At 36.0% G+C, this 22,208-nt stretch carries 22 protein-coding genes; 8 read left to right on the top strand and 14 right to left on the bottom strand.

Going from position 1 to position 22,208, the window contains the following annotated elements:
• Window position 1 precedes the first annotated feature (1 nt).
• From LF886_RS10445 to LF886_RS10420, 6 genes are all read left to right on the top strand, one after another.
• Window positions 2–736: an energy transducer TonB gene (locus tag LF886_RS10445; RefSeq protein ID WP_236854043.1), complete on the top strand. Its 735-nt coding sequence runs from the start codon at window positions 2–4 to the stop codon at window positions 734–736.
• Between the two features lie 43 nt (window positions 737–779).
• Complete coding sequence (locus tag LF886_RS10440; protein ID WP_236854042.1) at window positions 780–2,510, top strand: cellulase family glycosylhydrolase; 1,731 nt, start codon at window positions 780–782, stop codon at window positions 2,508–2,510.
• A 66-nt stretch (window positions 2,511–2,576) separates the two neighbouring features.
• The gene (gene bla-A, locus LF886_RS10435; protein WP_236854041.1) at window positions 2,577–3,455 is read left to right on the top strand and encodes a CGA/CIA family class A beta-lactamase; all 879 of its coding nucleotides are present in this window, start codon (window positions 2,577–2,579) and stop codon (window positions 3,453–3,455) included.
• A 31-nt stretch (window positions 3,456–3,486) separates the two neighbouring features.
• The gene (locus tag LF886_RS10430) at window positions 3,487–3,897 is read left to right on the top strand and encodes a hypothetical protein (protein ID WP_236854040.1); all 411 of its coding nucleotides are present in this window, start codon (window positions 3,487–3,489) and stop codon (window positions 3,895–3,897) included.
• Window positions 3,898–3,907: 10 nt separating this feature from the next.
• Window positions 3,908–4,798, top strand: coding sequence for a 3-hydroxybutyryl-CoA dehydrogenase (locus LF886_RS10425; protein WP_185145131.1), 891 nt, complete (start codon window positions 3,908–3,910; stop codon window positions 4,796–4,798).
• A gap of 51 nt (window positions 4,799–4,849) precedes the next feature.
• A complete protein-coding gene (locus LF886_RS10420) occupies window positions 4,850–5,089 on the top strand; it encodes a hypothetical protein (RefSeq protein WP_002977986.1) in 240 nt (79 codons plus the stop codon).
• A gap of 49 nt (window positions 5,090–5,138) precedes the next feature.
• Here LF886_RS10420 and LF886_RS10415 read toward each other — a convergent pair whose 3' ends face one another.
• The 6 genes from LF886_RS10415 to dnaN all read right to left on the bottom strand — a co-directional run bounded on the left by LF886_RS10415 (window position 5,139) and on the right by dnaN (window position 12,355).
• Window positions 5,139–5,549 (bottom strand): META domain-containing protein, encoded by a 411-nt coding sequence (locus LF886_RS10415; RefSeq protein ID WP_236854039.1) that lies wholly within the window; start codon window positions 5,547–5,549, stop codon window positions 5,139–5,141.
• Window positions 5,550–5,869: 320 nt separating this feature from the next.
• Window positions 5,870–8,272, bottom strand: a complete 2,403-nt coding sequence (gene pheT, locus LF886_RS10410; RefSeq protein WP_236854038.1) for a phenylalanine--tRNA ligase subunit beta — start codon at window positions 8,270–8,272, stop codon at window positions 5,870–5,872.
• Between the two features lie 207 nt (window positions 8,273–8,479).
• Entirely contained in the window at window positions 8,480–9,097 is a 618-nt protein-coding gene (locus LF886_RS10405) for a DUF417 family protein (RefSeq protein WP_236854037.1), read from the bottom strand.
• A 62-nt stretch (window positions 9,098–9,159) separates the two neighbouring features.
• Window positions 9,160–9,990 (bottom strand): helix-turn-helix domain-containing protein, encoded by an 831-nt coding sequence (locus LF886_RS10400; RefSeq protein WP_236854036.1) that lies wholly within the window; start codon window positions 9,988–9,990, stop codon window positions 9,160–9,162.
• A 62-nt stretch (window positions 9,991–10,052) separates the two neighbouring features.
• Window positions 10,053–10,886, bottom strand: a complete 834-nt coding sequence (locus LF886_RS10395; RefSeq protein ID WP_236854035.1) for a M23 family metallopeptidase — start codon at window positions 10,884–10,886, stop codon at window positions 10,053–10,055.
• A gap of 338 nt (window positions 10,887–11,224) precedes the next feature.
• Entirely contained in the window at window positions 11,225–12,355 is a 1,131-nt protein-coding gene (dnaN, locus tag LF886_RS10390) for a DNA polymerase III subunit beta (protein ID WP_236854034.1), read from the bottom strand.
• Window positions 12,356–12,539: 184 nt separating this feature from the next.
• Here dnaN and LF886_RS10385 point away from each other — a divergent pair, with 184 nt between their 5' ends.
• Together LF886_RS10385 and LF886_RS10380 are read left to right on the top strand one after the other, a co-directional pair.
• On the top strand, window positions 12,540–12,905 hold the full coding sequence (locus LF886_RS10385; RefSeq protein WP_236854033.1) for a diacylglycerol kinase family protein: 366 nt from the start codon (window positions 12,540–12,542) through the stop codon (window positions 12,903–12,905).
• A 69-nt stretch (window positions 12,906–12,974) separates the two neighbouring features.
• On the top strand, window positions 12,975–13,433 hold the full coding sequence (locus LF886_RS10380) for a lipocalin family protein (protein ID WP_236854032.1): 459 nt from the start codon (window positions 12,975–12,977) through the stop codon (window positions 13,431–13,433).
• Window positions 13,434–13,518: 85 nt separating this feature from the next.
• Here the strand turns inward: LF886_RS10380 and LF886_RS10375 are convergent, their stop codons facing one another.
• The 8 genes from LF886_RS10375 to LF886_RS10345 all read right to left on the bottom strand — a co-directional run bounded on the left by LF886_RS10375 (window position 13,519) and on the right by LF886_RS10345 (window position 22,181).
• Window positions 13,519–13,977 carry a GyrI-like domain-containing protein gene (locus LF886_RS10375; protein ID WP_236854031.1) on the bottom strand — a complete coding sequence of 153 codons (459 nt, stop codon included), beginning with the start codon at window positions 13,975–13,977 and terminating at the stop codon, window positions 13,519–13,521.
• Window positions 13,978–14,137: 160 nt separating this feature from the next.
• Entirely contained in the window at window positions 14,138–14,470 is a 333-nt protein-coding gene (locus tag LF886_RS10370; protein WP_236854030.1) for a gamma-glutamylcyclotransferase family protein, read from the bottom strand.
• Window positions 14,470–15,099 (bottom strand): SGNH/GDSL hydrolase family protein, encoded by a 630-nt coding sequence (locus LF886_RS10365; RefSeq protein ID WP_236854029.1) that lies wholly within the window; start codon window positions 15,097–15,099, stop codon window positions 14,470–14,472. Before LF886_RS10365 ends, LF886_RS10370 begins: the two co-directional genes overlap by 1 nt.
• 209 nt (window positions 15,100–15,308) lie before the next feature.
• A complete protein-coding gene (locus LF886_RS10360; RefSeq protein ID WP_236854028.1) occupies window positions 15,309–15,722 on the bottom strand; it encodes a ribonuclease inhibitor in 414 nt (137 codons plus the stop codon).
• Window positions 15,703–19,398, bottom strand: coding sequence for a phosphoribosylformylglycinamidine synthase (locus LF886_RS10355; RefSeq protein ID WP_236854027.1), 3,696 nt, complete (start codon window positions 19,396–19,398; stop codon window positions 15,703–15,705). The genes LF886_RS10360 and LF886_RS10355 overlap by 20 nt, the downstream gene beginning before the upstream one ends.
• A gap of 226 nt (window positions 19,399–19,624) precedes the next feature.
• Window positions 19,625–19,747, bottom strand: coding sequence for a hypothetical protein (locus LF886_RS23915; RefSeq protein WP_262913052.1), 123 nt, complete (start codon window positions 19,745–19,747; stop codon window positions 19,625–19,627).
• Between the two features lie 27 nt (window positions 19,748–19,774).
• Window positions 19,775–21,199 (bottom strand): serine hydrolase, encoded by a 1,425-nt coding sequence (locus tag LF886_RS10350; RefSeq protein WP_236854026.1) that lies wholly within the window; start codon window positions 21,197–21,199, stop codon window positions 19,775–19,777.
• 13 nt (window positions 21,200–21,212) lie between these two features.
• Window positions 21,213–22,181, bottom strand: coding sequence for a WG repeat-containing protein (locus LF886_RS10345; protein ID WP_236854025.1), 969 nt, complete (start codon window positions 22,179–22,181; stop codon window positions 21,213–21,215).
• Between the last annotated feature and the right edge of the window lie 27 nt (window positions 22,182–22,208).

Raw genomic sequence — 22,208 nt, 5'->3', positions numbered from 1 at the left:
TATGAACATAAAGTCTGCTCTATTTCTGGCAGCAATTACAATGCTATCTTGTAATCAGAAGAAAAATGGTTACGAGATAGATTGTGATGATCAAAAAAAGCAGGCTCAAAATGATTTCAATTATAAAAATTATACCTTGACCATTTTCTCCGGTTTAGCCTCTGATTATCTGGGAGAGGATGAATTTATCATACTTCTGAATCAGAATCATATAAAAACCAAGAAAATCCCAATATCCTGTGTAAGATTTCCTAATGATCAGTATGAAAACTGCAGGGAAATTGAGATGAACAGGCTTATTCTAAAAAACTTCGGCAAGAAATTTATAGACTCTTTACGTGATACTGCAAAGCAACAGTTTATAAAAAGTCATCCTGATGAAGTGTTTTCTTATGAAAGATGCGATGATCTTTCACGTTATCCTAATTCAACAATGGATAATCAGTTTGAAAAAATTAAAGTTGATTACCTTCAAAAGCATCCAATCCCTAAAGAATACATTAGGAAAAGAGAAAAATATTACTCTTATACTTCTGCTACATTTACACTCACTAAAAACGGAAAAATTAAAGATTTATCAGTAGAAAGTGAATTTCAAAACAAAAAAAACAATATATTTGAAAAACAATTCAATAAACAATTGAAAGATTTTGTTTCACATATACAATGGATTCCCGGCAAAATAAGTGGTCTGAATGTAGACTCTTATTATGATGTGACCATTCATTATGATTAATTTCTAAAAATATTTCCTACTATTTTAAACCATTGAAACTACTATGAAAAGAGCTATTCTATTATCCGCAGTTTTATTGTCTCAATTTGGGACATCACAATTATTAAAGACTTCCGGACAGAAAATTGTTAATGATAAAGGTGAAAATATTCAATTGAGAGGTCTTGGCCCTGGCGGCTGGATGCTTCAGGAGGGATATATGCTGAAAACTGCTGATTTTGCAGGACCTCAGTATAAGATTAAGGAGAAAATTGCAGAATTAATTGGTGAAGATGGAATGAATGAGTTCTATAAAGCTTATCATAAAAACGGAATCACGAAACAGGATATTGATTTTCTGGCAAAATCCGGATTCAATTCTATAAGACTTCCAATGCATTACAATCTTTATACTCTTCCGATTGAAAAAGAGGCTGTAAAAGGCAAAGACACATGGCTGGAAGAGGGTTTTAAAATGACGGATGATCTGCTTCAATGGTGTACAGATAATAAAATCTATCTGATCCTAGACCTTCATGCGGCTCCCGGCGGTCAGGGAAATGATGCCAATATCTCTGATAATGATAAGTCTAAGCCTTCGTTGTGGGAAAATGAAGAGAATCAGAGAAAAACGATAGCACTATGGAAAAAATTGGCCGAAAGATATAAAGACAATCCATGGATTGGTGGCTACGACCTGATCAACGAACCTAATATTAATTTCACGGGTAAAAATCCGAATGGTACTGATGAAATGTCTAATGCTCCGTTGTGGAAGCTTCAAAAAGATATTACAGCAGCCATCAGAGAGGTGGATAAGAAACATATCATTTTCATTGAAGGAAATGGATGGGGAAATAATTATAACGGGCTGCCGGCTCTCTGGGACAACAATATGGCGTTCAGTTTCCATAAATACTGGAACTATAATGATGACCAGACGTTGAAATTTGCACTGGACCTTAGAGAGAAGCATAATATGCCGATCTGGCTGGGGGAAACCGGCGAAAATTCTAATGTATGGTTTACTGAGCTGATTCAGCTTTTGGATAAGCATAATATCGGGTATGCATTCTGGCCAATGAAAAAGATTGATAATATCGCAGGAGTTACCAATGTGAAAATCACGCCTGAGTATGAGAAACTATTGGATTACTGGAAAAATGGCGGTGAAAAACCTTCTAAAGAATATGCAAAGAAAGCTTTAATGCAGATTGCAGACAATTATAAACTGAGCAATACGGAAATCAAAAGAGATGTGATTGATGCAATGTTCAGACAGACAACGGATGCCTCAACAAAGCCCTTCAAAAATCATCAGGTTCCGGGAAGAGTATTTGCTTCGGAATATGATTTGGGAAGAATCGGGGCGGCTTATCTGGATAAGGATTTCATTAATCTTTGGGTAAGTGATCCGGCCAAAAGATCGGAGTGGAACTTTGGACAGCAGATGAGAAATGACGGGGTAGATATCTATAAATGTAACGATACAATTACCAATCAGTATTATGTAGGAAAAACGGAAACCGGAGAATGGCTTCAGTATACGGTTCAATCCAAAGGAGCCAAAAACTATACGTTTGACATCAGATATTCGGCTGCTAATGATTCTAAAATAAGAATTGAAACGGCTTCCGGAAAAGTTTTAGCCAGTGTATCATTAGCTTCCAGCGGAGGAAATGACAGCTGGAAAACCATTTCTGTAAAGAATATCAGTCTTCAGAAGGGGGAAAACACGATCAGAATTTTCTTTGAAAATGATGGTGTCAATCTAAATTATTTTGAAGTAAAATAGTAATAATTATCTTAAATTGCAGCTCTCTTCCGGTCTTCAGAAGAGGGCTTTTTTAATGATACCACTATGAAAAAAACAGCATTCCTTTTTCTTCTGATCTCCGCATTCTCATTTGCTCAAACTTCAATATTAGAACAAAAAATAGACTCAATTCTTAAGAACAAAAAAGCAACGGTAGGGGTTTCTGTTCTGGGCTTTGAAAATGGTTTTAAGTATGATAAAAATGCAGACAAAAAGCTGCCTATGCAAAGTGTATTTAAATTTCACATTGCAGCAGCGGTTCTGAATTTTGTAGATCAGGGAAAACTTTCACTGGATCAGAAAATTGTCTTGAACAAATCGAATTTACTGGAGAATACATGGTCGCCGCTTCGTGACAAGTATCCTGAAGGAAGTGCTGGGATTCCGTTAAGTGAAGTGATTGAATATACTGTTGCGAAAAGCGATAACAATGGATGTGATATTCTTCTCAAACTATTAGGTGGAACTCAGACTGTTCAGAAATTCATGGATTCTAAAGGGGTAAAAGGTTTTCAGATTAAATATAATGAAGAAGCGATGCACAAAGACTGGAATGTTCAGTATGAAAACTACAGCACTACAAAATCAGCAGTTGATGTCCTTAAAAAATTCTATGACGGAAAATTATTATCAAAAAAATCTACAGAGTATCTGATGAAGGTCATGCTGTCTACTTCAACGGGATTAAACAAAATGGTGGAACAGCTTCCCAAAAATACTCCTGTGGCGAGAAAAACGGGAGCTTCCGGGAAAAATAAAACAGGCTTAACAGGGGCAGAAAACGAAATAGGAATCGTTACTTTACCTAATGGCAAACATTATGCATTAACTGTATTTGTCAGTAAATCAATGGAAACGGACGCTGCAAACTGCAGGATGATTTCTGATATTTCCAAGGAAGTTTGGGAATATTTTAATAAATAAAATTTTAAGCTTATTTTTAAGCGATTTTAACATGAAAAAAATAATATTAACAACAGCTCTATTAGCTTTTACATTCTTTTACTCACAGAAGAATCAGAATTATTTACAGATCAGCTATGGAAGTGTATGCTGTGGTCCGCCATCTGATAAACCTGTCACCAGCTTTCTGAAAGAATTCAAGAGAAAATATCAGATCAAAAGCCTGGAAATCCTGATACAAAAAGGAATGGGCAGAGAAGGTGAATATACATTATACGTGGGTACAGATTACCTAACAAAAAATCAAAAGAACAGACTTATAAGAGGTCTTATGGCTACTGTTTCCAATCAAAACAACAACAAAGAGAAAAGCAATAAAGGAAATGTCAATTTTGATCCGGAACTTACTATTGCTCAATCAGATATTGCAGAATCAAAAAATTTAACTATCTATAAAAAATAAAGGAAAAATGATCAAAAACATTGTAGTTATCGGAGCGGGAACCATGGGAAATGGTATTGCACATACTTTCGCACAAAGCGGTTTTAAAGTAAATCTTGTAGATGTATCTCAGGAAGCTCTGGACAGAGGTTTAAAAACCATTACTACCAATCTTGACAGAATCATTGCAAAAGGAAATCTTACAGAGGAGCAAAAAGCTGAAACGCTAGGAAACATCACTACTTTTACAGCATTGAAGGATGCTGTAGGAGCTGCGGATCTTGTTGTAGAAGCTGCTACAGAAAATATGGATCTTAAACTGAAGATCTTCGGCCAGATGGATGAGCTGGCTCCTGCAGGTTGTATCCTTGCTACCAATACTTCTTCTATTTCTATCACCAAAATTGCTGCAGCCACTAAAAGAGCTGATAAAGTAATCGGTATGCACTTTATGAACCCGGTTCCCATCATGAAACTGGTAGAAATTATCAAAGGATATTCCACTTCTAAGGAGACTTTTGATGCAATTTATGAAATGAGTAAAACATTGGGCAAAGTTCCTGTAGAGGTAAATGACTATCCTGGTTTTGTGGCCAACAGAATTTTAATGCCCATGATCAATGAGTCTATCGAAACACTTTATAACGGTGTTGCCGGTGTAGAAGAAATTGACACGGTAATGAAATTGGGAATGGCACATCCGATGGGTCCGCTTCAGCTGGCAGATTTTATTGGTCTTGATGTATGTCTTGCCATCCTGAATGTAATGTATGACGGTTTCAAAAATCCTAAGTATGCACCGAACCCATTATTGGTAAACATGGTGACAGCAGGAAAACTGGGTGTAAAATCAGGTGAAGGCTTCTACGATTATTCTGAAAGCAAAAAAGCTGAAAAAGTTTCAAAAATGTTTTTGAAGTAATCTTAAATCAATAATTTTATTTATCTTTGAGAAAGTTAAAACATTAAAAAAATGAAATTACCAAAGTTTTTATTAGCAGATAATTCGGAGTTTCCAGAAGATCTATTCGTAGTTCATACAGAATATCCAAGATTTATCTTAAACGTTGAGGAAGAAGAAGTTGAGTGGTTAGATGATCTTGAGGGTGATGATGAAGAAACTATGGCAGACGAAGCGACTAAAGTAGTAGAAGCAGCGTTCAAATGGTGCGACGAAGAATTGGCTAAGTACGACGAAGAAGAGGAAGATTAATAATACTCTAAACATAAAAAAGGAACTCAATTGAGTTCCTTTTGTTTTTTTATTCTGATTTTGTGAATTTCAATAATAAAAGATTGTCTTTATACAATTCTAAAGTATTTCCGGAAATCACATATTTGTTTGCTTTTCCCATCATATCCATAAAGTTCTGCTCTACTCCGATGTTGTTACACATCATTTTTGTAGATCCCATTTGTCCGGCTATAAAACCACCTGTAGACGGATCTATGGTAGCCGTTCCGAAATAGTTGTTACATCCGGCGTTTCCTGTGATCTTTTCTCCTTCAATATTCAATGTTGGAATTTTACCTTTTACATTGTCAGCCAATGTCCATTTTGTACTGGCAAGAGCAGGCTGAGCCTTTCCTACTTTAGAGGCAGACGGGCTTGTCATACTTCCACATGAAGCCAATACTGCAGCTGTACATATACTTAAAAAAAGATTTTTCATTTTTTTCTTTTTGAATTAATCCAAATTTACGGAAATTATATTATCTAAACGGGCTGCGGCGAATTTTATTATTCTTTAACATCTTATATCTTGAATATTTTCCAGGTCTATTTTTTAAGGATGAAAGATATTATCTATAGTCATAAATTGGAAAACGCAAAGAAATACAATTCAATAGGAACGGGCTTTAGCCCGTTTACTTAAAAAAGAGATATTCAAATGGCTTTAGCCGAAACCTATAAATACAAACCCAATTCAAAACAAAAAAACGGACTTCATAAAGTCCGTTTCAATTATAATGAAATATATATTTTCAAGTATTAAGATCTCAACTCTGCGTTGAATTCTTTCTGGAAAGATTTGATCAAAGAATCCATTACTTCTGTAATTTCTTTTTCTTCCAGTGTTTTTTCTTCATTTAACAGCTCGAAACTCATTGCATAAGACTTCTTACCTTCAGGAAGATTTTTACCTTCATACACATCGAATAGATTAACACTCCTAATGAATGGAGATTTATTCTTTTTAGCAGTCTGATATAAATCCTGATAGTTTACATTTTTATCGATCAACAACGCTAAGTCTCTTCTGATTTTGTTGAATTTCGGAATGTCTTTGAATTTCAGTTCATTTTTAGAACGCAATTCCTGAGCATATTCCAGTTCAATTTCTGCGTAGAAGCAATCCTGATCAATATCAAAATCTTTTAATAAAACAGGAGCTACTTTTCCGATTCTTACTAAAGCTTTACCATCTGCTTCATATACCAATGCATCAGAGAATCTTTCATCAGACAGAGCAACTTCTTTATAGTCTACAGCCAGTCTTTCCAATAAAACCTTTACATAAGCTTTAAGGTTATAGAAACTTACAGCAGATTTCGGCTGAAGCCAGTTTTCTGCAGTATCTCTACCAGAAACCAATAATGCAAGTTGTTTTCTTTCTTCGTATTTATCTTTTTTATGATAGATCTTTCCTAATTCGAAGAACTTGATGTCCTGGTTTTTTCTATTGATGTTGTATGCTGTATTCTGAAGAAGGCCTTCCAATAAAGACTTTCTCATGAATGCTAAATCTCCGCTTAAAGGATTTAAAAGTTTTACGGCATCAGTTTCATCTTTTACAGAAGTTAATGAGTTATTCATCACTTCATTGAAACCAAGGCTCTGTAAACCTCTTGCCCAGGTATTTTCCAGTTCATCCTGATCGTTAGCACTTAGCTTAACCGGGGTAAACGAAATTTTCTGTGGAGCATCAATTTTATTATATCCGTAGATTCTTAAAATCTCTTCTATAACATCTATTTCTCTTGTTACATCTGCTCTGTAAGCAGGAACAGAGATTTCAAAACCATTAGGAATTTCATTTAAAACCTGAATTTCCAATGCTTTTAAGATTTCCTTTACTTTTTCTCTGTGAATTTTTGTTCCTAAAATCTGCTCAATTTTAGAGAATCTCAGGATCACATAGTTGTCTTCTATTTTCTTAGGATACTCTTCCAATAAATCTCCTACTAATTTCCCTTCAGCAATTTCCTGAATCATTTTAATAGCATGAGTGATCGCCGTTCTTGTAAGGTTCGGGTCTACTCCTCTTTCAAATCTGAAAGAAGCATCCGTATTCAAGCTGTGGGCTTTTGCTCCTTTTCTTACCGCAATCGGATTGAAATAAGCACTTTCCAGGAATATTGTTTTTGTCGTTTCAGATACTCCGGAATTAGCACCACCGAATACTCCAGCGATACACATTGGATTGTCTTTACCATCTTTGATCATGATTTCAGAACCATTCAGTGTTCTTTCCACCCCATCCAAAGTAGTAAATTTTGTTCCCGGTTTTACGACTCCTACTTTCACTTTTTTATCTGCAATTTTGTCTGCGTCAAATGCGTGAAGCGGCTGCCCGTATCCGTGAAGAATATAGTTGGTAATATCTACAACATTATTGATTGGGCTCAACCCAATCGCTTTCAATCTGTCTTTTAACCAAGATGGAGATTCTGCTACTTTTACGTCTTCAATTACGGCTCCGATATATCTTGGACACAATTCTGCATCTTCAATTTCCAAAGAGAACTCATGAGTTCCTTCATTATTCAAAGCTTCAGAAGCCACTTTATTGAACTGCGACTTTAGTTGATTTGTAGAAAGATAAGCATGCAGATCTCTGGCAACACCATAGTGAGACATTGCATCTGTTCGGTTCGGTGTTAATCCGATTTCAAAAACCTCATCATTAGTCAGCTCAAAATAGTCAGCAAAGTTTTTCCCTGCTTCATATTTGGTTTCATCCAGCACCATGATTCCTCCGTGATCTTCACTAAGACCCAATTCGTCTTCTGCACAGATCATTCCCTGAGAAACCTCTCCTCTGATTTTTGCTTCTTTAATTTCAAAAAAGTTTCCGGTTTTGTCATAGATTTTAGTTCCGACAACTGCTACAGGAACAGTTTGTCCTGCTTCTACATTAGGAGCTCCGCAAACAATATTTAATACTTTTCCGTTTCCTACCTCTACTGTTGTCTTCTTCAGTTTGTCAGCATTCGGATGTTTCTCGCAGGTTAATACTTTACCTACAACGATTCCTTCCAAACTGCCTCTTACACTTTCAAATTTATCTATCCCTTCAACCTCAAGACCTATATCTGTAAGGAATTCACCGATTCTTTCAGTTTTTGATTCCGTTTTTACAAAGTCCTTCAGCCAGTTGTTTGATATTTTCATTTGTTTATCTATCTACTTGTTTAATTCGTCAGATGAGTATTAGAATTTCATCTGCTCTATTTTGAAACTTTTATTTGAAATTCCACCCTGTATTCCGGTATGATTTTTCAAGCTACAAATGTCGTGTTTTTTTGAGAAATAGAGAAATTTAGAAGCGACTTTAAGATAATAAATTTTCGTTAATAGATTCGCTTCTGATTCGTGGATTTATTGGTCAGATGGTCTCACCGCTTTCTTCAAGCTATCGGAGAATACTATCAGGCCTCCGGCCATCATGATAATATCCTTCAAGACCAGACGTCCTGCCCCTGAGAGATAGGGAAACCCATACTGAGGTGTGGAACAATCTCCTCCCAGATTGGGTACATACACTTCGGGAGTCGTGATCAGAAATGACAGCGTAACCAATGACATTAAAAATGTTAAAGCCCCTCCAACAGCTCCAATTTTAGGAAACCAAATACCTAATACAACCAAAACACTGATCACAACAATCATTGCTCCCAATCCATAAGAAAATGGATAGGTTCCGTTTTCCTGATGCCAATCAATGTTTTTCTGAACGACTTTTCCTTCAGGGTTTTTATACAGAGTATATTCTGCAACAGGCTTTTTATCTTCATTAAGAACTTTGGTGCCCGCATTTTTGTAGAAGAAACTCATCAGAGGGCTGTTGGCTACAAAAGGAACAATTCCGTCGGCTTCGTAATGAAACGCCTTTAAGCCTCCAATCCAGGCCATAACGATGAAGATTGAAATTCTTAGAAAATTGAAAAACAAGGTATCCAATTGTAATAAACGGTGATAAAGTCTGTTGTTTTGCATGTGATTTATTTTTTTCAAAGGTATTCACATGCTTAGAGCACCGACATAGATATTTGAGGACATTACATGGACATTTTCGCCACCACAGAAATTCCCACTTCTTCTCTATACTTTTTGGGAGAGCATCCCACCGATTTTTTGAAATATCTGCTAAAGTAAAATTCATCTGTAAACCCAAGCTCCGAAGCAATTTCCTTTACAGACCGATACGTTAGGTGCAGCAGTTTTTTAGATTCAAGGATGATTCTTTCATTGATAAGCTGTGTAGGTGTTTTTGCAAATTCTTTTTTTACAGCCTTGCTTAATGTATTATTGGTGATGCTCAGTTTATCGCTGTAAAATGACAGCTCTTTTTCATTTCTAAAATGGGATTCCAGCAGTTTCTGAAATTCTGCAGCATATTTATTGGGCAGCTTATCAGTAGAAATCGTGCTGTTTTCAATGATGCTTTTCTGTTTACTCCCAATCGCAAGAATAAGCTGTATATAGGTTTTGATGATGGATTCTGAAAAATGGTGTTTTTCACATTCTTCTTTTCTGATATGATTAAAAAGCTCGAGAATATAATGATAGTTCTCTTCAAACAGTTCAATTCCCGGATTCAGATAAATATTATTGAAGAGAAGTCCGTTGCACGCCACTTCTTCTTTATGATATTCTATACAGTAATAGTCACCATGGAAGAAAAGCACATGGATATTATCATCAGACTCCGACGCCAACTTCAACTTCTGATATGGGGAAAGAAACAGGATATTGTATCCATTATAAGAATAATTGATATCATCCACAGAAAAAACACCGGAACCTTTCCATAGAACAATACTATAATTTTCTGTAGCCAGTTCTGAGGGAAGATCTGAGGTATGATAAGACTGTATTTTTATTTTCATGATAAAACTATTTAAACACGAATAACTCTAATCATTCACAAATAACACTATTTGTATGTTATTTAATATTTTTTTGAATATGTTTTCTTCTCCATCAAATATTCGCTTTTAGTTCCGTCACCAGTTCTGAAAAGGGTTCTGAGAGTATTTTTTTGTTTAGATTTTGAAGGATCAGGAAGAAAGCATTGGAAATGTAAATGAGGACCATTTGTCCAGCCTGTATTTCCGCTCAGTCCTATTAAATCTCCTTTTTTAACCTCATCTCCTATGTTAACTTTAACTCCATTTTCTTTAAGGTGAAAATATTGAGCAATGGTTCCATCCGAATGTAAAATTGAAATATAATTGGCAAGGTTGGCACAGCTTATAGTAGGGCATCCTGTATTATTATTCTGAACGGCATCAATCACTTTACCTTCTCTTGCCGCTGTAATTTCGGTTCCTTCAGGCATTACGAAATCTAAAGAATTTTCATTCTGATGAGAAAACACTCCGTTATATCCCTGATAAACATTGAAAGACTTTCCTTTCTGAAAAGGAAGATCATATTGGTAATCGGTATCATACGTCTTGATCGTTGCATCTCCAGCCAATGTATAATAAGCAGGCATTTTTTTGATTTTCCACCCTTTTTTATTATCATTGACAACAAAATAAGCAATTTTGTTCTTCATAGATTTAGGAGGCAATACTGTGATCATTTTAAACCCTTCCGGGCTCTTCAGATTTTCTACCTCGGGCTGCTCAGAGAATGTTATTGAGATAGGATAGATTTCAATATTATCAGCATAATAAGTAATGACATCTTTTTTGTGTTCATAATACATTTTTGCACTCTTTTGCGAGAAAGCCCATAGAGAGCAAACAAGAAATCCAAAAACTGTTATTTTTTTCATGGTTAATGTTTTATTTTTTTGATTATACTTTTGCCTTGAAATCGAAGATTCGACGTAGTCAAACAAAAATATACAAAAGTTCAAGACGGGAATCATCCGCTAAAAATTTGAATATACTCCTAAAATTTCCAAACTCGCATGGATTATCTGATCCAGCTTCGATACTAAATTTCGTCCATGCTCAGACAGTGGAAATTTTTTGACGGATTACATTTAAATTTTCTTAACGCTCCTGATTCCTAAGTCAATTATACCATATTTACAACTATGAGTCAGATGGCAGAATTGCAAAAAAGCCGGAAAAATTCCAGCTTTCTTTTTATGGGTATATATTAATCTTACAATCCGATTACCGGCATTGATAACATTAAGATATTTTCGTTTTCTTCAAGACCGTCAAGAGGTTCGATGATCCCTGGTCTGTTAGGTTGGGACATTTTCATAGTGATATCGTCAGATCCTAAAATCGTCAGCATTTCAGTTAAGAATTTAGAACTGAATCCAATATTGATATCTTCTCCGTTGTAGTCACAAGGAATCTGCATGTCTGCTTTGTTTGCATATTCAGTATCTTCAGCATGAAGATGAAGAATATTTCCAGAAAGCTTGAATCTTACCTGATTGGTAGATTTATTAGACATGATAGATGCTCTTTTGATCGCCCCTAGCAAAAGGTTTCTGTTGATCGTTAATACATTTGGATTTTCCTTCGGAATTACCGCTGTATAGTTTGGATATTTTCCATCAATCAGTCTACAGATCCAGATATGCTTACCAAAAGTAAATTTAGCCATATTCTCATTGAAGTCGATGGTAACGTCTTCATTAGAACTTGCCAGGATATTTTTGAAAATGTTAAGAGGCTTTTTAGGCATGATAAACTCCATCGGCTCAGCATTGATAAGGTCTGATCTTTTGTATACCACCAATCTGTGGGAGTCTGTAGAAACGAAATTGGTTTCGTTTTCTCCAAACTGGAAAAGAACTCCTGTCATTACCGGACGAAGAGAATCGTTACTTGTCGCAAATAGGGTGTTCGTCAAAGCTTCAGACAAAACTCCTGCCGGCATCGTCACGCTTTGTGAAGCGTCGAATTCTGGCAATTCCGGATAGTCATCCGCATTGTCTAATGCTACTGCGAAATTATCTTTTTCATCTAAAATCTCAAGCTGGCTGCCAGTTCCTTCGGCATTGTCTTTTACAACAAATGTCAGAGGCTGTTCACCATATGTCTTGATAAAATCCTGAAAAATTTTAGCAGGAACAGCAAATTTACCTGTATCATCAGACTTTACTTCCAGAGAAGTAACAAGAGTTGTCTCGCCGTCAGATGCTGTAATGGTAACATTATTTCCGTCTAATTCAAAAAGATAGTTTTCTAAAATCGGTCTCGATTGAGAGCTTGATATTACGCCACTTACAGTTTGCAAAGCCTTCTGCAGTTCACCACTTGAAATAATAAATTTCATAGATTTATAAAATAAGTTTGTACAAATATAATAAATAGATACAACAAAGAAAAGAATAATATGGAGTAGTTTTGAACAAATATCCTTAATCTGTTTTGAGCCTTGACATTATGCTTTGATTTCCGTGAAGATTCATTTTTTTATCAAAATACAAAGTCTATCTTTGTGTGAAAAGTTAGAAATCATGCAAAAACCGCCTATCCATAAAAGTTTTCTCAATGCTTTCCGGGGTGTTTTTATGATGATAAAAACGGAAAGGAATTTCCAGATTGAACTTTTGGCATTTTTTGTCAACCTCTTCTTCATTTTCTATTTCCGTCTGAATAGTACAGATACTGCTCTGGTACTGATTGCTTCTTTTGCAGTTCTGTCTGCCGAAATTTTCAATACTGCCGTTGAAAAGATCTGTGATATCATTCAACCTGATTTCGACAAAAGAATCGGGTTTATTAAAGATATTGCTGCAGGAGCTGTTGTTTTGACAGCTATTGCCTCGGTGATTGTTGGAATTCTGGTGTATGGAAAATATATTTTACCATTTATATCCTAAAGCACCTGTTTTTATAGATTCAAAGTTCTTCAATGAATATTTTTTATTATGTTCGCGAAAAATTAATTTATGAAAAAGATTTTGGCGGGGGTTCTGGGTTTAGTACTTCTTTCATCATGTGGTAATGATAGTGATACTTTACCTATAGAAAACAATGGAAATTCTACTACGGGAAATATTGTGGGAACATGGAAAATACAAACCCAATATACAGTTTCCGGTACTGATAAAACGACTGTTATAAAAGAATATGCTCCTGATGACTGCAAGAAGAAAAGCACTTATGAATTCAGAAATGACGGAAAGTATTATATGACAGATTATAACAGTGTCAGTTCCGGATGTCAAAAAGCTGAAGCCACTATTAGTTACTCTTATTCTTCTGCCTACATGGAAGTTACAATAGGCAGTAATACCGCAAAAGTGATTGAACTTTCATCCAATAAATTTATCTTCCTTGTTACGGATAATGAAGATCATAACAACGATGGAATTAATGATTACACAAAATATGTTTTATATAAGTAATCCATAGTAAAAATAGAAAAAGCCTGCTAACATTAATGTGGCAGGCTTTTTTATTATTACTGAGTCAATATTTTTCTTTCCGATTTTATTTCACCGCAATTAAGATATCCACTTCTGCATCTGAAGGATCTTGTGCTTTTTCTCCATAGACTTCAAAATCGGCTGTAAATACTCTTCCCATATCCATTTCCCAGATTTTCAGCCATTCATTGATGATCAACCCTTTTGAAAGGTCTCCTTTTGTTGTAAACTTCACATAATTTCCACCGTCAAAAGAATAGCCTACCATTCCTTCAGGAATATGATCAAGATTTTCTACTTTGCACCCAAGAACCGTTGTATAGGGCTTAGTATGGTCTTTTTCATAATCCGTATAAATGGAATAGATCGTGTTGTCTATTTTATTAGGAATCGAATTGATTATATTTTCGTTGATCATTTTTCCCCATAATACCGGGATGTCTTGTGCTGCCTGTTCATTTTCATTGGTCGTTCTTACCGAGATCCCGATGACCTTAAAAGGTTCTATTTTCACGTTATTCATTTCCTGATTTTTTTTGTAAGACAAAGATAAAGACAGATTGTGACAACGGTGTGTCAGGAGTCTTTTAAGTTTTGGCTAAAGCCAGTGGATTTATTTTTATAAGATAAGTGAGCTAAAGCCCACTCCTATTGATTGTTTTAAATAAAGTTTCGTAGAGGAATTATTTTCCAACATAGATAAATCCTTTTTTTCCGGATTTAAAAACGGTTTCAATTCTTTTATAATCGTCTACTTCATATTCGTCTGCCTGGAAGATTTCCGCTTCTGTTACTTCAAAAAGTACTCCTTCTACCTGATCCTCATCATTCCCTGAAAACTCCAATACCGGATGGTATTTCTGCCCGCTTTTCCGTAATACTTCCGGATCTGTAATTTCAAGCATATTGAGTTTATATCCTGATAAGGTATCTTTTTCACCTTGTAAAAGACGTCCAAAAGTCTCCATTTGAACCTGCTCTTTCTGCAATGTTCCGTAAGAAAATAATTGTGGCATTATAAATATTTTTCAATGATTGGGATAGCGATTTCGGCCATTATTCCATAGCCTTTTTCATTAGGATGTACACCGTCTGCGGAAAGCAGTATCTCTTTATCATCCAGAAAAGCGGAGTAAAAATCAATATATTTCAACGAATTTTCGGCTGCCAGCTCTTTCAGGATCTGGTTGTAAATGATCACTTCTTCATTGGTTCTTAACTTCCCTGAGCTTACTACTACTCCATCTACCTTTTGAGAGAAAGGAAGAATACTTACGAGATAAATTTCATTTGAAAATTGTGCAGCATGTGCGATGGCTGTCTTAATATTCTTTTTAAATTTTTCAGGATCTACAATCTGTACACCCTCTTTTACAGCAAGATCATTGGCTCCATAGCTTAAAAAAACGATATTCCCGTCGGGAGAATTCCTTGCATCCATTTCGTGGGGAATCCTTTTCAGCAATCCTTCTGTAGTTTCTCCTCCTATTCCCAGATTGAACAGGATCAGCTCATCTCCATTTCCTTCGTGAAATTTCTGCAGGGCGTATCTTTTCAGAATATCTACCCACCCGCCAAAAACTCCGTCATACTCCCCGTAGGTAATGCTGTCACCGAAGAACAGCCCGTAAATAATTTTCTTCATTCAACTTTTATTGTTTCCTGTTTTGTTGAAGTAAAAGTATTAAGAAAAAATTATTCAATAGTATTAAATTCTTTCAATTTACCTATTTTTTTAAAGGCAAAGTCTGGAATGTATACTGCAAACTAAACAGAGCAAAGAAGGGAATCAACAAGTTGATTTGATGAAGCTAGCTGGAAAATAAACATTTAAAAATTTCCACCCATTACTTATCATTCCAACCTCAGCGTAATATTGGTATGTGATTCTATAATTTCTATCAGAATATCAAAAAGTGTCTGCCCTTTTCCTTCCGTTAATTCATCTAATTTCTGCTGAATCAATTCTATATTGAAAGGTTTTCCTTGTCTGATTTTATTTTCATAAAATTCACGGGTCGTATCAAAGCCTAAGTCTTCTTTTGATTTCTGTGATTCTTTCCAGACTATTTCAATTTCTTCTTTGCCATCGATTACGCCAAAACCTCCGTAGAGAATATCATCAAAGCCATCCAGCGTTCCTACTTTCCAATCCGTATCTTTCATCAGAACATTGGAGATCTCTTCGTAGAAACCTCCTAAAGACGAAAAATGACCGCCATTGATGACGATCATTTTTCTTGTATTGTTATTTGAAGTATTCAACACCGTTTTTGAATATATTGTGATAATTCGCGGTTGGTATATTTTTCATGAGACCTTCAGCAAATCTTTCCGGGTGTCCCATTCTTCCGTAGATCTTTCCACATGGGCTGGTAATTCCTTCAATTCCGAATAATGAGTTGTTCGGGTTGAATGGCATTCCGTGAGCGATGTTTCCATCAAGATCTATGTATTGAGTTGCGATCTGTCCGTTTTCATACAACTTCTTGATTTCTTCTTCTGAAGCCATGAAACGTCCTTCTCCGTGAGAAATAGGAATAGTAAAAGTCTGACCTTTCATTCCTTTTAACCAAGGGCTTTCGTCATTCAATACTTGTACAGTCACCATCTGAGAGATATGTCTTCTGATTGCGTTGTGAGCCAATGTTGGAGAGTTTTCATCAAGATCTTTGATTCTTCCGTATGGTAACAACCCTGACTTCACGAGAGCCTGGAATCCGTTACAGATCCCGATGATCATTCCGTCTCTATCTAACAATTCGTGAACTGCCTTTTTCATTTTCTCGTTTTTCAGAACGTTAACGATGAATTTTGCAGAACCATCCGGCTCGTCTCCTGCTGAGAAACCTCCTGAGAATGCCAGAATCTGAGAGGTTCTGATCTCTTCTACCCATGCATCAATGCTTTCATCCAATAATTGGTGATTGATATTGATCAAAGGCAGACTGCTTACTACAGCTCCTTCTTTCTGGAATGCATTGAGTGTATCATACTCACAGTTGGTTCCTGGGAACACTGGAGCAAAAACTTTTGGCTGTGCAATTCCGTGTTTTTTAATGATTATATTTCTTGGATGGATTGAGTTTGATTTTTCATCAATTTCAATCGTGATCTTTTCTTTTTCTACTGTTGGGAAAAGGTTTTCGAATGTGTTTGTATTGGCAGATACAAGATCTACAATACTGGATTCAAGGTTGTTGATTTTTAAATTCCCTGAATCTTTTACTTCTCCGATCAACTGAAGAGCAGCTGAGCTTAATTCTTCTTTTGATTCAATGATTAAGCTTCCGATATTTTTCGCTAATAAAACTGTTTCATCAGCATTGATCTCAGCACCTAATCTGTTCCCGAAGCTCATTTTTGCTAACGCTACTGCAAGACCTCCTTCTTTCACTGTTTTCACAGAAACAATTTTACCTGCCTTGATATTTTCGAAGATGAATTCAAAAACTTCTTTTAAAGCATCATAATTCGGAAGTCCGTTTTCCTGGGCAATATGATTGAAGAAATACAGTTTATTGCCTGCATTTTTCAATTCAGGAGAGATGATATTTTCTTTATCCCCGTTGGCACATGCAAAAGAAATCAAGGTTGGCGGAACATTCAGATCCTGATACGTTCCACTCATAGAATCTTTACCTCCGATTGCTGCTAAACCAAGTTTGATCTGTGCATCGTAAGCTCCTAAAAGTGAAGCTAAAGGTTTACCCCATTTCTCAGGGTTTTGTCCTAATTTTTCAAAGTATTCCTGGAAGCTTAATCTGATATTTTTGTAGTCTCCACCCATGGCAACGATCTTCGCAACACTCTCCACTACAGCATAAGATGATCCTAATAGTGAGTTTTGTTTTGAAATTTCAGCATCAAATCCCCAGCTTGCCAAAGAAACAGTCTTAATGTCTTTTGCTCCCAGAATTGGCAGGGTCTGCACACTTCCTTCCATCAGAGTCTGCTGGTATTTCCCTCCTAAAGGCATCGCCACTGTAGTTGCTCCAATTGAAGAGTCAAACATTTCCAATAGCCCTTTTTGGGAAGCTACATTTTTATCTTTTAAGATGTTCAGGAAATTTTCAGCTGTGAAAGCTTTAGTTTCTTCTTTTACTTCATCAAGGTGAGTGATTTTCACTTCCTGAGACTTGGAACATCCGTTGGTATCTAAGAAAGCTCTTGAAAGGTCTACAATTTTGTCTCCTTTCCAGAACATCTGCATTCTTCCTGAATCTGTTACTTTTGCTACTTCTACGGCAACAATGTTTTCAGCTTCACAGAATTTGATGAACTTTTCTTTATCTTTCGGATCTACGACTACCGCCATTCTTTCCTGAGATTCAGAAATAGCAAGCTCGGTTCCGTTCAATCCTTCGTATTTTAATGGTAATACATCTAAGTTCACTTCTAAAGAGTCTGCAATCTCACCGATCGCCACAGAAACTCCTCCTGCTCCGAAGTCGTTTGATTTTTTGATCAGCTTCGTTACTTCAGGATTTCTGAATAGTCTCTGAATTTTACGTTCTTCAACAGCATTTCCTTTCTGAACTTCTGAACTCATGGTATGGATAGAGGTTTCATCCTGTTCTTTTGAACTTCCGCTTGCTCCTCCAACTCCGTCACGACCTGTTGCCCCTCCTAAGATAATGATTGAATCACCATTTTCAGGTTTCTCACGTCTTACCCAGTCTACAGGAACCGCTCCGGTAACGAAACCAACCTCCATTCTTTTCGCCTTATAGCCTTCGTCATAGATTTCAGAAACCATTGTAGTAGCAAGACCAATCTGGTTACCATAAGATGAATATCCATTGGCAGCCTGTTTTGTAATGGTTTTCTGTGGTAATTTTCCTGGTAATGTTTTGTCTACCGATTCTAAAACGTCTGCAGCACCTGTCAGTCTCATAGCCTGGAATACAAAAGATCTTCCTGATAATGGATCTCTGATGGCTCCTCCTAAACAAGTAGATGCTCCTCCGAAAGGTTCAATTTCTGTTGGGTGGTTGTGCGTTTCGTTTTTGAACAATAGATACCAAGGTTCTTTTTTACCGTCGTATTCTGCTTCAATCTGGATGGTACATGCGTTGATCTCATCAGAGATTACAAGGTTATCCAGGTTTCCTGTTTTATGGAAATATTTACCGCATACTGTTGCAAGATCCATTAGGGAAATTGGCTTCAGCTCGCGGCCTAAGAATTTTCTTTTTTCGATATAGTCATTGAAAATAGTTTCCAATGTGTGTTTGAACTGACCTTCAAACTGGATGTCTGACAATTCTGTTTCGAATGTCGTGTGACGGCAGTGGTCACTCCAATATGTATCTAATACTTTCAGTTCTGTTTCCGTAGGATTTCTCTGTTCAGTTTTGAAGTATTCCTGAATGAATTTCAGGTCATCCAATCCTAGTGCAAAACCATGATTGTTATAGAAATCTTCAAGTTCCGCATCATTGAAATTGATGAAGTTTTCGTGGATGATCACTTTTGATGGTGTTTCATCTGCAGGGATATTTAAGATGGTTAAGTCTTTTTCCTGAGATTCTACTTTGTTGATCAGAAGGTCTTTGATTTTAACCAGATCTGCTTCAGAAACTCCTTCAAATTCGATCAGCTTTCCACTTCTTACTTTTGATTTTTCATTTTCTGTCAGCAAAGCGATACACTGTTGTGCAGAGTCTGCTCTCTGATCATACTGGCCAGGTAAAAATTCCATTCCGAAATGAATAGCTTTTACTGGGTTTTCTGTATGTAAAATATCAGTAACAGGATCTACAAAAGTATTGTTCACCACTTTTTCAAATTCTCCGTCATTCAAATTGAAAATATCATATACATTGTATACTTTCACACTTTGAATTGCCGGGACAACTGCTTTTACTTCATCAAAAATTTTTGGACTTTCAACATCGAAAATTCCTCTTTTTTCTACGAAAATTCTTTTGTTATTAGACATTAGATGTCAGATTTTAATATTAGATTTATTTTTCTTTTACTTTTCTGATTTCAGAGTATCCATCACAGATTATTGCTTTCTGTACTGATTCTCTTTTTGAGTGTTATCATCCACCCTATATTATTGAGTACAAATTTACTCTTTTTACTTTCTTTTTCCTCTATCTTTTTCTTATAAAACGAATGCCAGATTATTATCCTTGGTACCGTCATTATTGGATGCATTTTTAGTATGCTTTTGATTCTTTTGCAACTTTCTGAGCAGCTGCATCTATGATCGAATAAAACGTTTTATCCGTTTGTGCATAATTTTTCACAAATACTAACGTCAATACGAATATATTTTTCATTCAATTAACTCAGAGTATACCTGTTCTTTACAATGTTATTACTAGACTATTATTTTTAGTTCCGTCGGTATTGGAGGCATTTGGGGGAGTTGTCATCCAGCCTTCTTTATTGAATACAAATTTAAAGGAATAGGTCTTCCCTTTTTCAAATTTGGATATTGGAACTTCCAATTCAAAAGAGTTATTATCCTTCTTGGTCATTTGATATTCTTTATTTTCAGGGTTCCAGTCGTTGAAACTTCCTGCTACAGCGATGGTATTGATCAGGTCAGCATTCAGATTCTTTGGATGGGTGTAAGAGAAAACAACTTGATTTCCCTTAATAGAATATCCATAGACCTGCTTTTTGTCTGACGTAGAAATCAAATTTCCCACTAAATCCGCAGCTGTATTATAAAGGATCCCAAACGTTTCAGGTCCGTTGATATTTACAATGATACAAACCCCTATATTCAATTCGGGATATACAGCAAACCAGGTATTTGTTCCGTAAGACCCGCCATGTTTAAAACCTACTTTCCCTTTTTCACTGATAAAGTATTTGTTCCAGAAATATCCACACCATGCTTCTTTACTATTATCAATATTTCTCTGTGATTCCTGTGCTATTGTATTTTTTGAATCTAATTCTTCTCTTAAAAGCTTCACCATATCTCCCATTGTAGATTTGGTTTTTGCACCGCCGGCACCCCACAAGTCGCTTTTTGAAGCCGGCATCAGACGGTAATTGATATGGTAACCATTGGCTTGTACTTCATTTTTATCGAGCTCCAGTTTGGTGTGGTTCATCCCCAATTTTGAAAAGATATTCTCCTGTAAAAGGGTTTCATAGCTTTTCCCGTATATATTTTCCAACATGAGTCCTGTAAGTTCCAGGCTCAGATTACTATATCTGTATTTTGTTCCGGGAAGCATATCCAGTTGTACAGTTGTCAGGTCTTTCTTAAAGTCTTCTTTTGTATAATTTTCATTCAGTTTGTTATACAGAAAAGGAGTTTCATCCGACATATTTTTTCTTAATTCATCATCATTAGGAAGGTTTCTCGGCAATGCTGTCTGATAAGAGATCAAATTTCTCACTTTTATCGGAACGCCTTTATATTCCAGGTTCGGGTAAGACCCTTTCAGGTATTTACGTACATCGTCATCCAGGTTTACTTTTCCATCCAGAACAGCTTTTGCCAGCAACTGACCTGTCAAAAGTTTGTTTACTGAGGCGATTTCAAAATAGGTATTATCATCTGCTTTATTTCCTTTTCCTTTATCAATTTCTCCAAAGTGCCTGGTGTATACTTTACCATCTTTCAGAATCCCGATAGATACAGAGTAAGCTCCTGATTTCTGAGCAAGCTTTTCGGCATTTGCATCAATGATTGAATTGATGGTCTGATCATTTTGCGCATGACTCTTTATACATAGTAAAGCAAATACAAATAATAAAGCATTTTTCATGGTATAGATTTTATTAGTTGATGAACTTATTGGGATTATCCGGGTGCTCCTTTTGATATTGTTCAGCCGATTCTATTTCATTTTTCAACCATTCTCCGAAAGGAATTCTTTCTTCATTCTCATCCTCTATTGCATAGAATGCTTTCCCATCTTCTGATACCAGAAATTTAAAACGTGACAACATTCCTAAATCTTTTTTCCTGTAATCATAGGTGTTTATCTGATAATACGGGAAGTTTTCTTTTGGTCTTTCCACGATTTCAAAAAGCAGATTCTTTTCATTGTCAGATAATTTATTGTAAACGTTTACATAATAAAGGTCTGATAACTTTTTGTTTTGCTTTTCAAAGAACTGCAGCATATTTTTCTCTTTTCCATTGTATTGAAAAGGATTTGGATAATACTTTCCATCTATTTCAACATCCTTCTCTGATTGTTTAGCCAGAGGTTGAACAGTTTGTCCCTTACCATTCATTACGCCCCAGGTTCCCCCTACAATTGCTTTATGCTCATCATCCGTTTTCTCCCAATCGCAGCCGTCACAAAATGCAGCATATCCATAATTAAAGGGTGATGCAAAATCATGCTCAGCTTCAATGACAGTCTTTCCGTTTCGGTCTGCAAATCCTACTTTACCATTTTTCACCAATCTTCTTACACCTTCAGAGAAATAATCTGCTCCATTGTCATAGAGAAATGGGGTATAAAGAAAGTTTCCTTTTCTGTCATACACATACCCCCAGGTATTTTTCTGATATTTTTCTCCTTCTTTGCTGCCATCGAATAAAATGGTTTCTCCTTCTACCGGATCACCGTCTTTAAGGTATCCAAAGATTTTAAATTGGGCCGGAACTATAATTTTCCCTGCTTTACTTTTTACTCCAACCAGGGAATCTTTAGTTTTAAAATAATGTAAAACCTCTTTTTGCTGAGAAAAAGTGAGAATGGGTACTAATAAAATGGTTAATAGTATACTTTTCATATGGTTGGAAATAAAAAATGCAGCCCA

The organism is Chryseobacterium sp. MEBOG07 (genome assembly GCF_021869745.1).
GTDB lineage: Bacteria > Bacteroidota > Bacteroidia > Flavobacteriales > Weeksellaceae > Chryseobacterium > Chryseobacterium viscerum.
This window is presented reverse-complemented; position numbering and strand designations above follow the sequence as displayed.

Excerpts from the sequence above, each read along its gene's own strand:
- dnaN (WP_236854034.1), bottom strand. The coding sequence starts at position 12,355 with ATGAAATTTATTATTTCAAGTGGTGAACTGCAGAAGGCTTTGCAAACT.
- LF886_RS23915 (WP_262913052.1), bottom strand. The coding sequence starts at position 19,747 with ATGAAAAATATATTCGTATTGACGTTAGTATTTGTGAAAAATTATGCA.
- LF886_RS10445 (WP_236854043.1), top strand. The coding sequence starts at position 2 with ATGAACATAAAGTCTGCTCTATTTCTGGCAGCAATTACAATGCTATCT.
- LF886_RS10440 (WP_236854042.1), top strand. The coding sequence starts at position 780 with ATGAAAAGAGCTATTCTATTATCCGCAGTTTTATTGTCTCAATTTGGG.
- LF886_RS10370 (WP_236854030.1), bottom strand. The coding sequence starts at position 14,470 with ATGCCACAATTATTTTCTTACGGAACATTGCAGAAAGAGCAGGTTCAA.
- LF886_RS10375 (WP_236854031.1), bottom strand. The coding sequence starts at position 13,977 with ATGAATAACGTGAAAATAGAACCTTTTAAGGTCATCGGGATCTCGGTA.
- LF886_RS10400 (WP_236854036.1), bottom strand. The coding sequence starts at position 9,990 with ATGAAAATAAAAATACAGTCTTATCATACCTCAGATCTTCCCTCAGAA.
- LF886_RS10380 (WP_236854032.1), top strand. The coding sequence starts at position 12,975 with ATGAAAAAGATTTTGGCGGGGGTTCTGGGTTTAGTACTTCTTTCATCA.
- LF886_RS10365 (WP_236854029.1), bottom strand. The coding sequence starts at position 15,099 with ATGAAGAAAATTATTTACGGGCTGTTCTTCGGTGACAGCATTACCTAC.
- LF886_RS10415 (WP_236854039.1), bottom strand. The coding sequence starts at position 5,549 with ATGAAAAATCTTTTTTTAAGTATATGTACAGCTGCAGTATTGGCTTCA.
- bla-A (WP_236854041.1), top strand. The coding sequence starts at position 2,577 with ATGAAAAAAACAGCATTCCTTTTTCTTCTGATCTCCGCATTCTCATTT.
- pheT (WP_236854038.1), bottom strand. The coding sequence starts at position 8,272 with ATGAAAATATCAAACAACTGGCTGAAGGACTTTGTAAAAACGGAATCA.
- LF886_RS10350 (WP_236854026.1), bottom strand. The coding sequence starts at position 21,199 with ATGAAAAATGCTTTATTATTTGTATTTGCTTTACTATGTATAAAGAGT.
- LF886_RS10345 (WP_236854025.1), bottom strand. The coding sequence starts at position 22,181 with ATGAAAAGTATACTATTAACCATTTTATTAGTACCCATTCTCACTTTT.
- LF886_RS10355 (WP_236854027.1), bottom strand. The coding sequence starts at position 19,398 with ATGTCTAATAACAAAAGAATTTTCGTAGAAAAAAGAGGAATTTTCGAT.
- LF886_RS10430 (WP_236854040.1), top strand. The coding sequence starts at position 3,487 with ATGAAAAAAATAATATTAACAACAGCTCTATTAGCTTTTACATTCTTT.
- LF886_RS10395 (WP_236854035.1), bottom strand. The coding sequence starts at position 10,886 with ATGAAAAAAATAACAGTTTTTGGATTTCTTGTTTGCTCTCTATGGGCT.
- LF886_RS10385 (WP_236854033.1), top strand. The coding sequence starts at position 12,540 with ATGCAAAAACCGCCTATCCATAAAAGTTTTCTCAATGCTTTCCGGGGT.
- LF886_RS10420 (WP_002977986.1), top strand. The coding sequence starts at position 4,850 with ATGAAATTACCAAAGTTTTTATTAGCAGATAATTCGGAGTTTCCAGAA.
- LF886_RS10405 (WP_236854037.1), bottom strand. The coding sequence starts at position 9,097 with ATGCAAAACAACAGACTTTATCACCGTTTATTACAATTGGATACCTTG.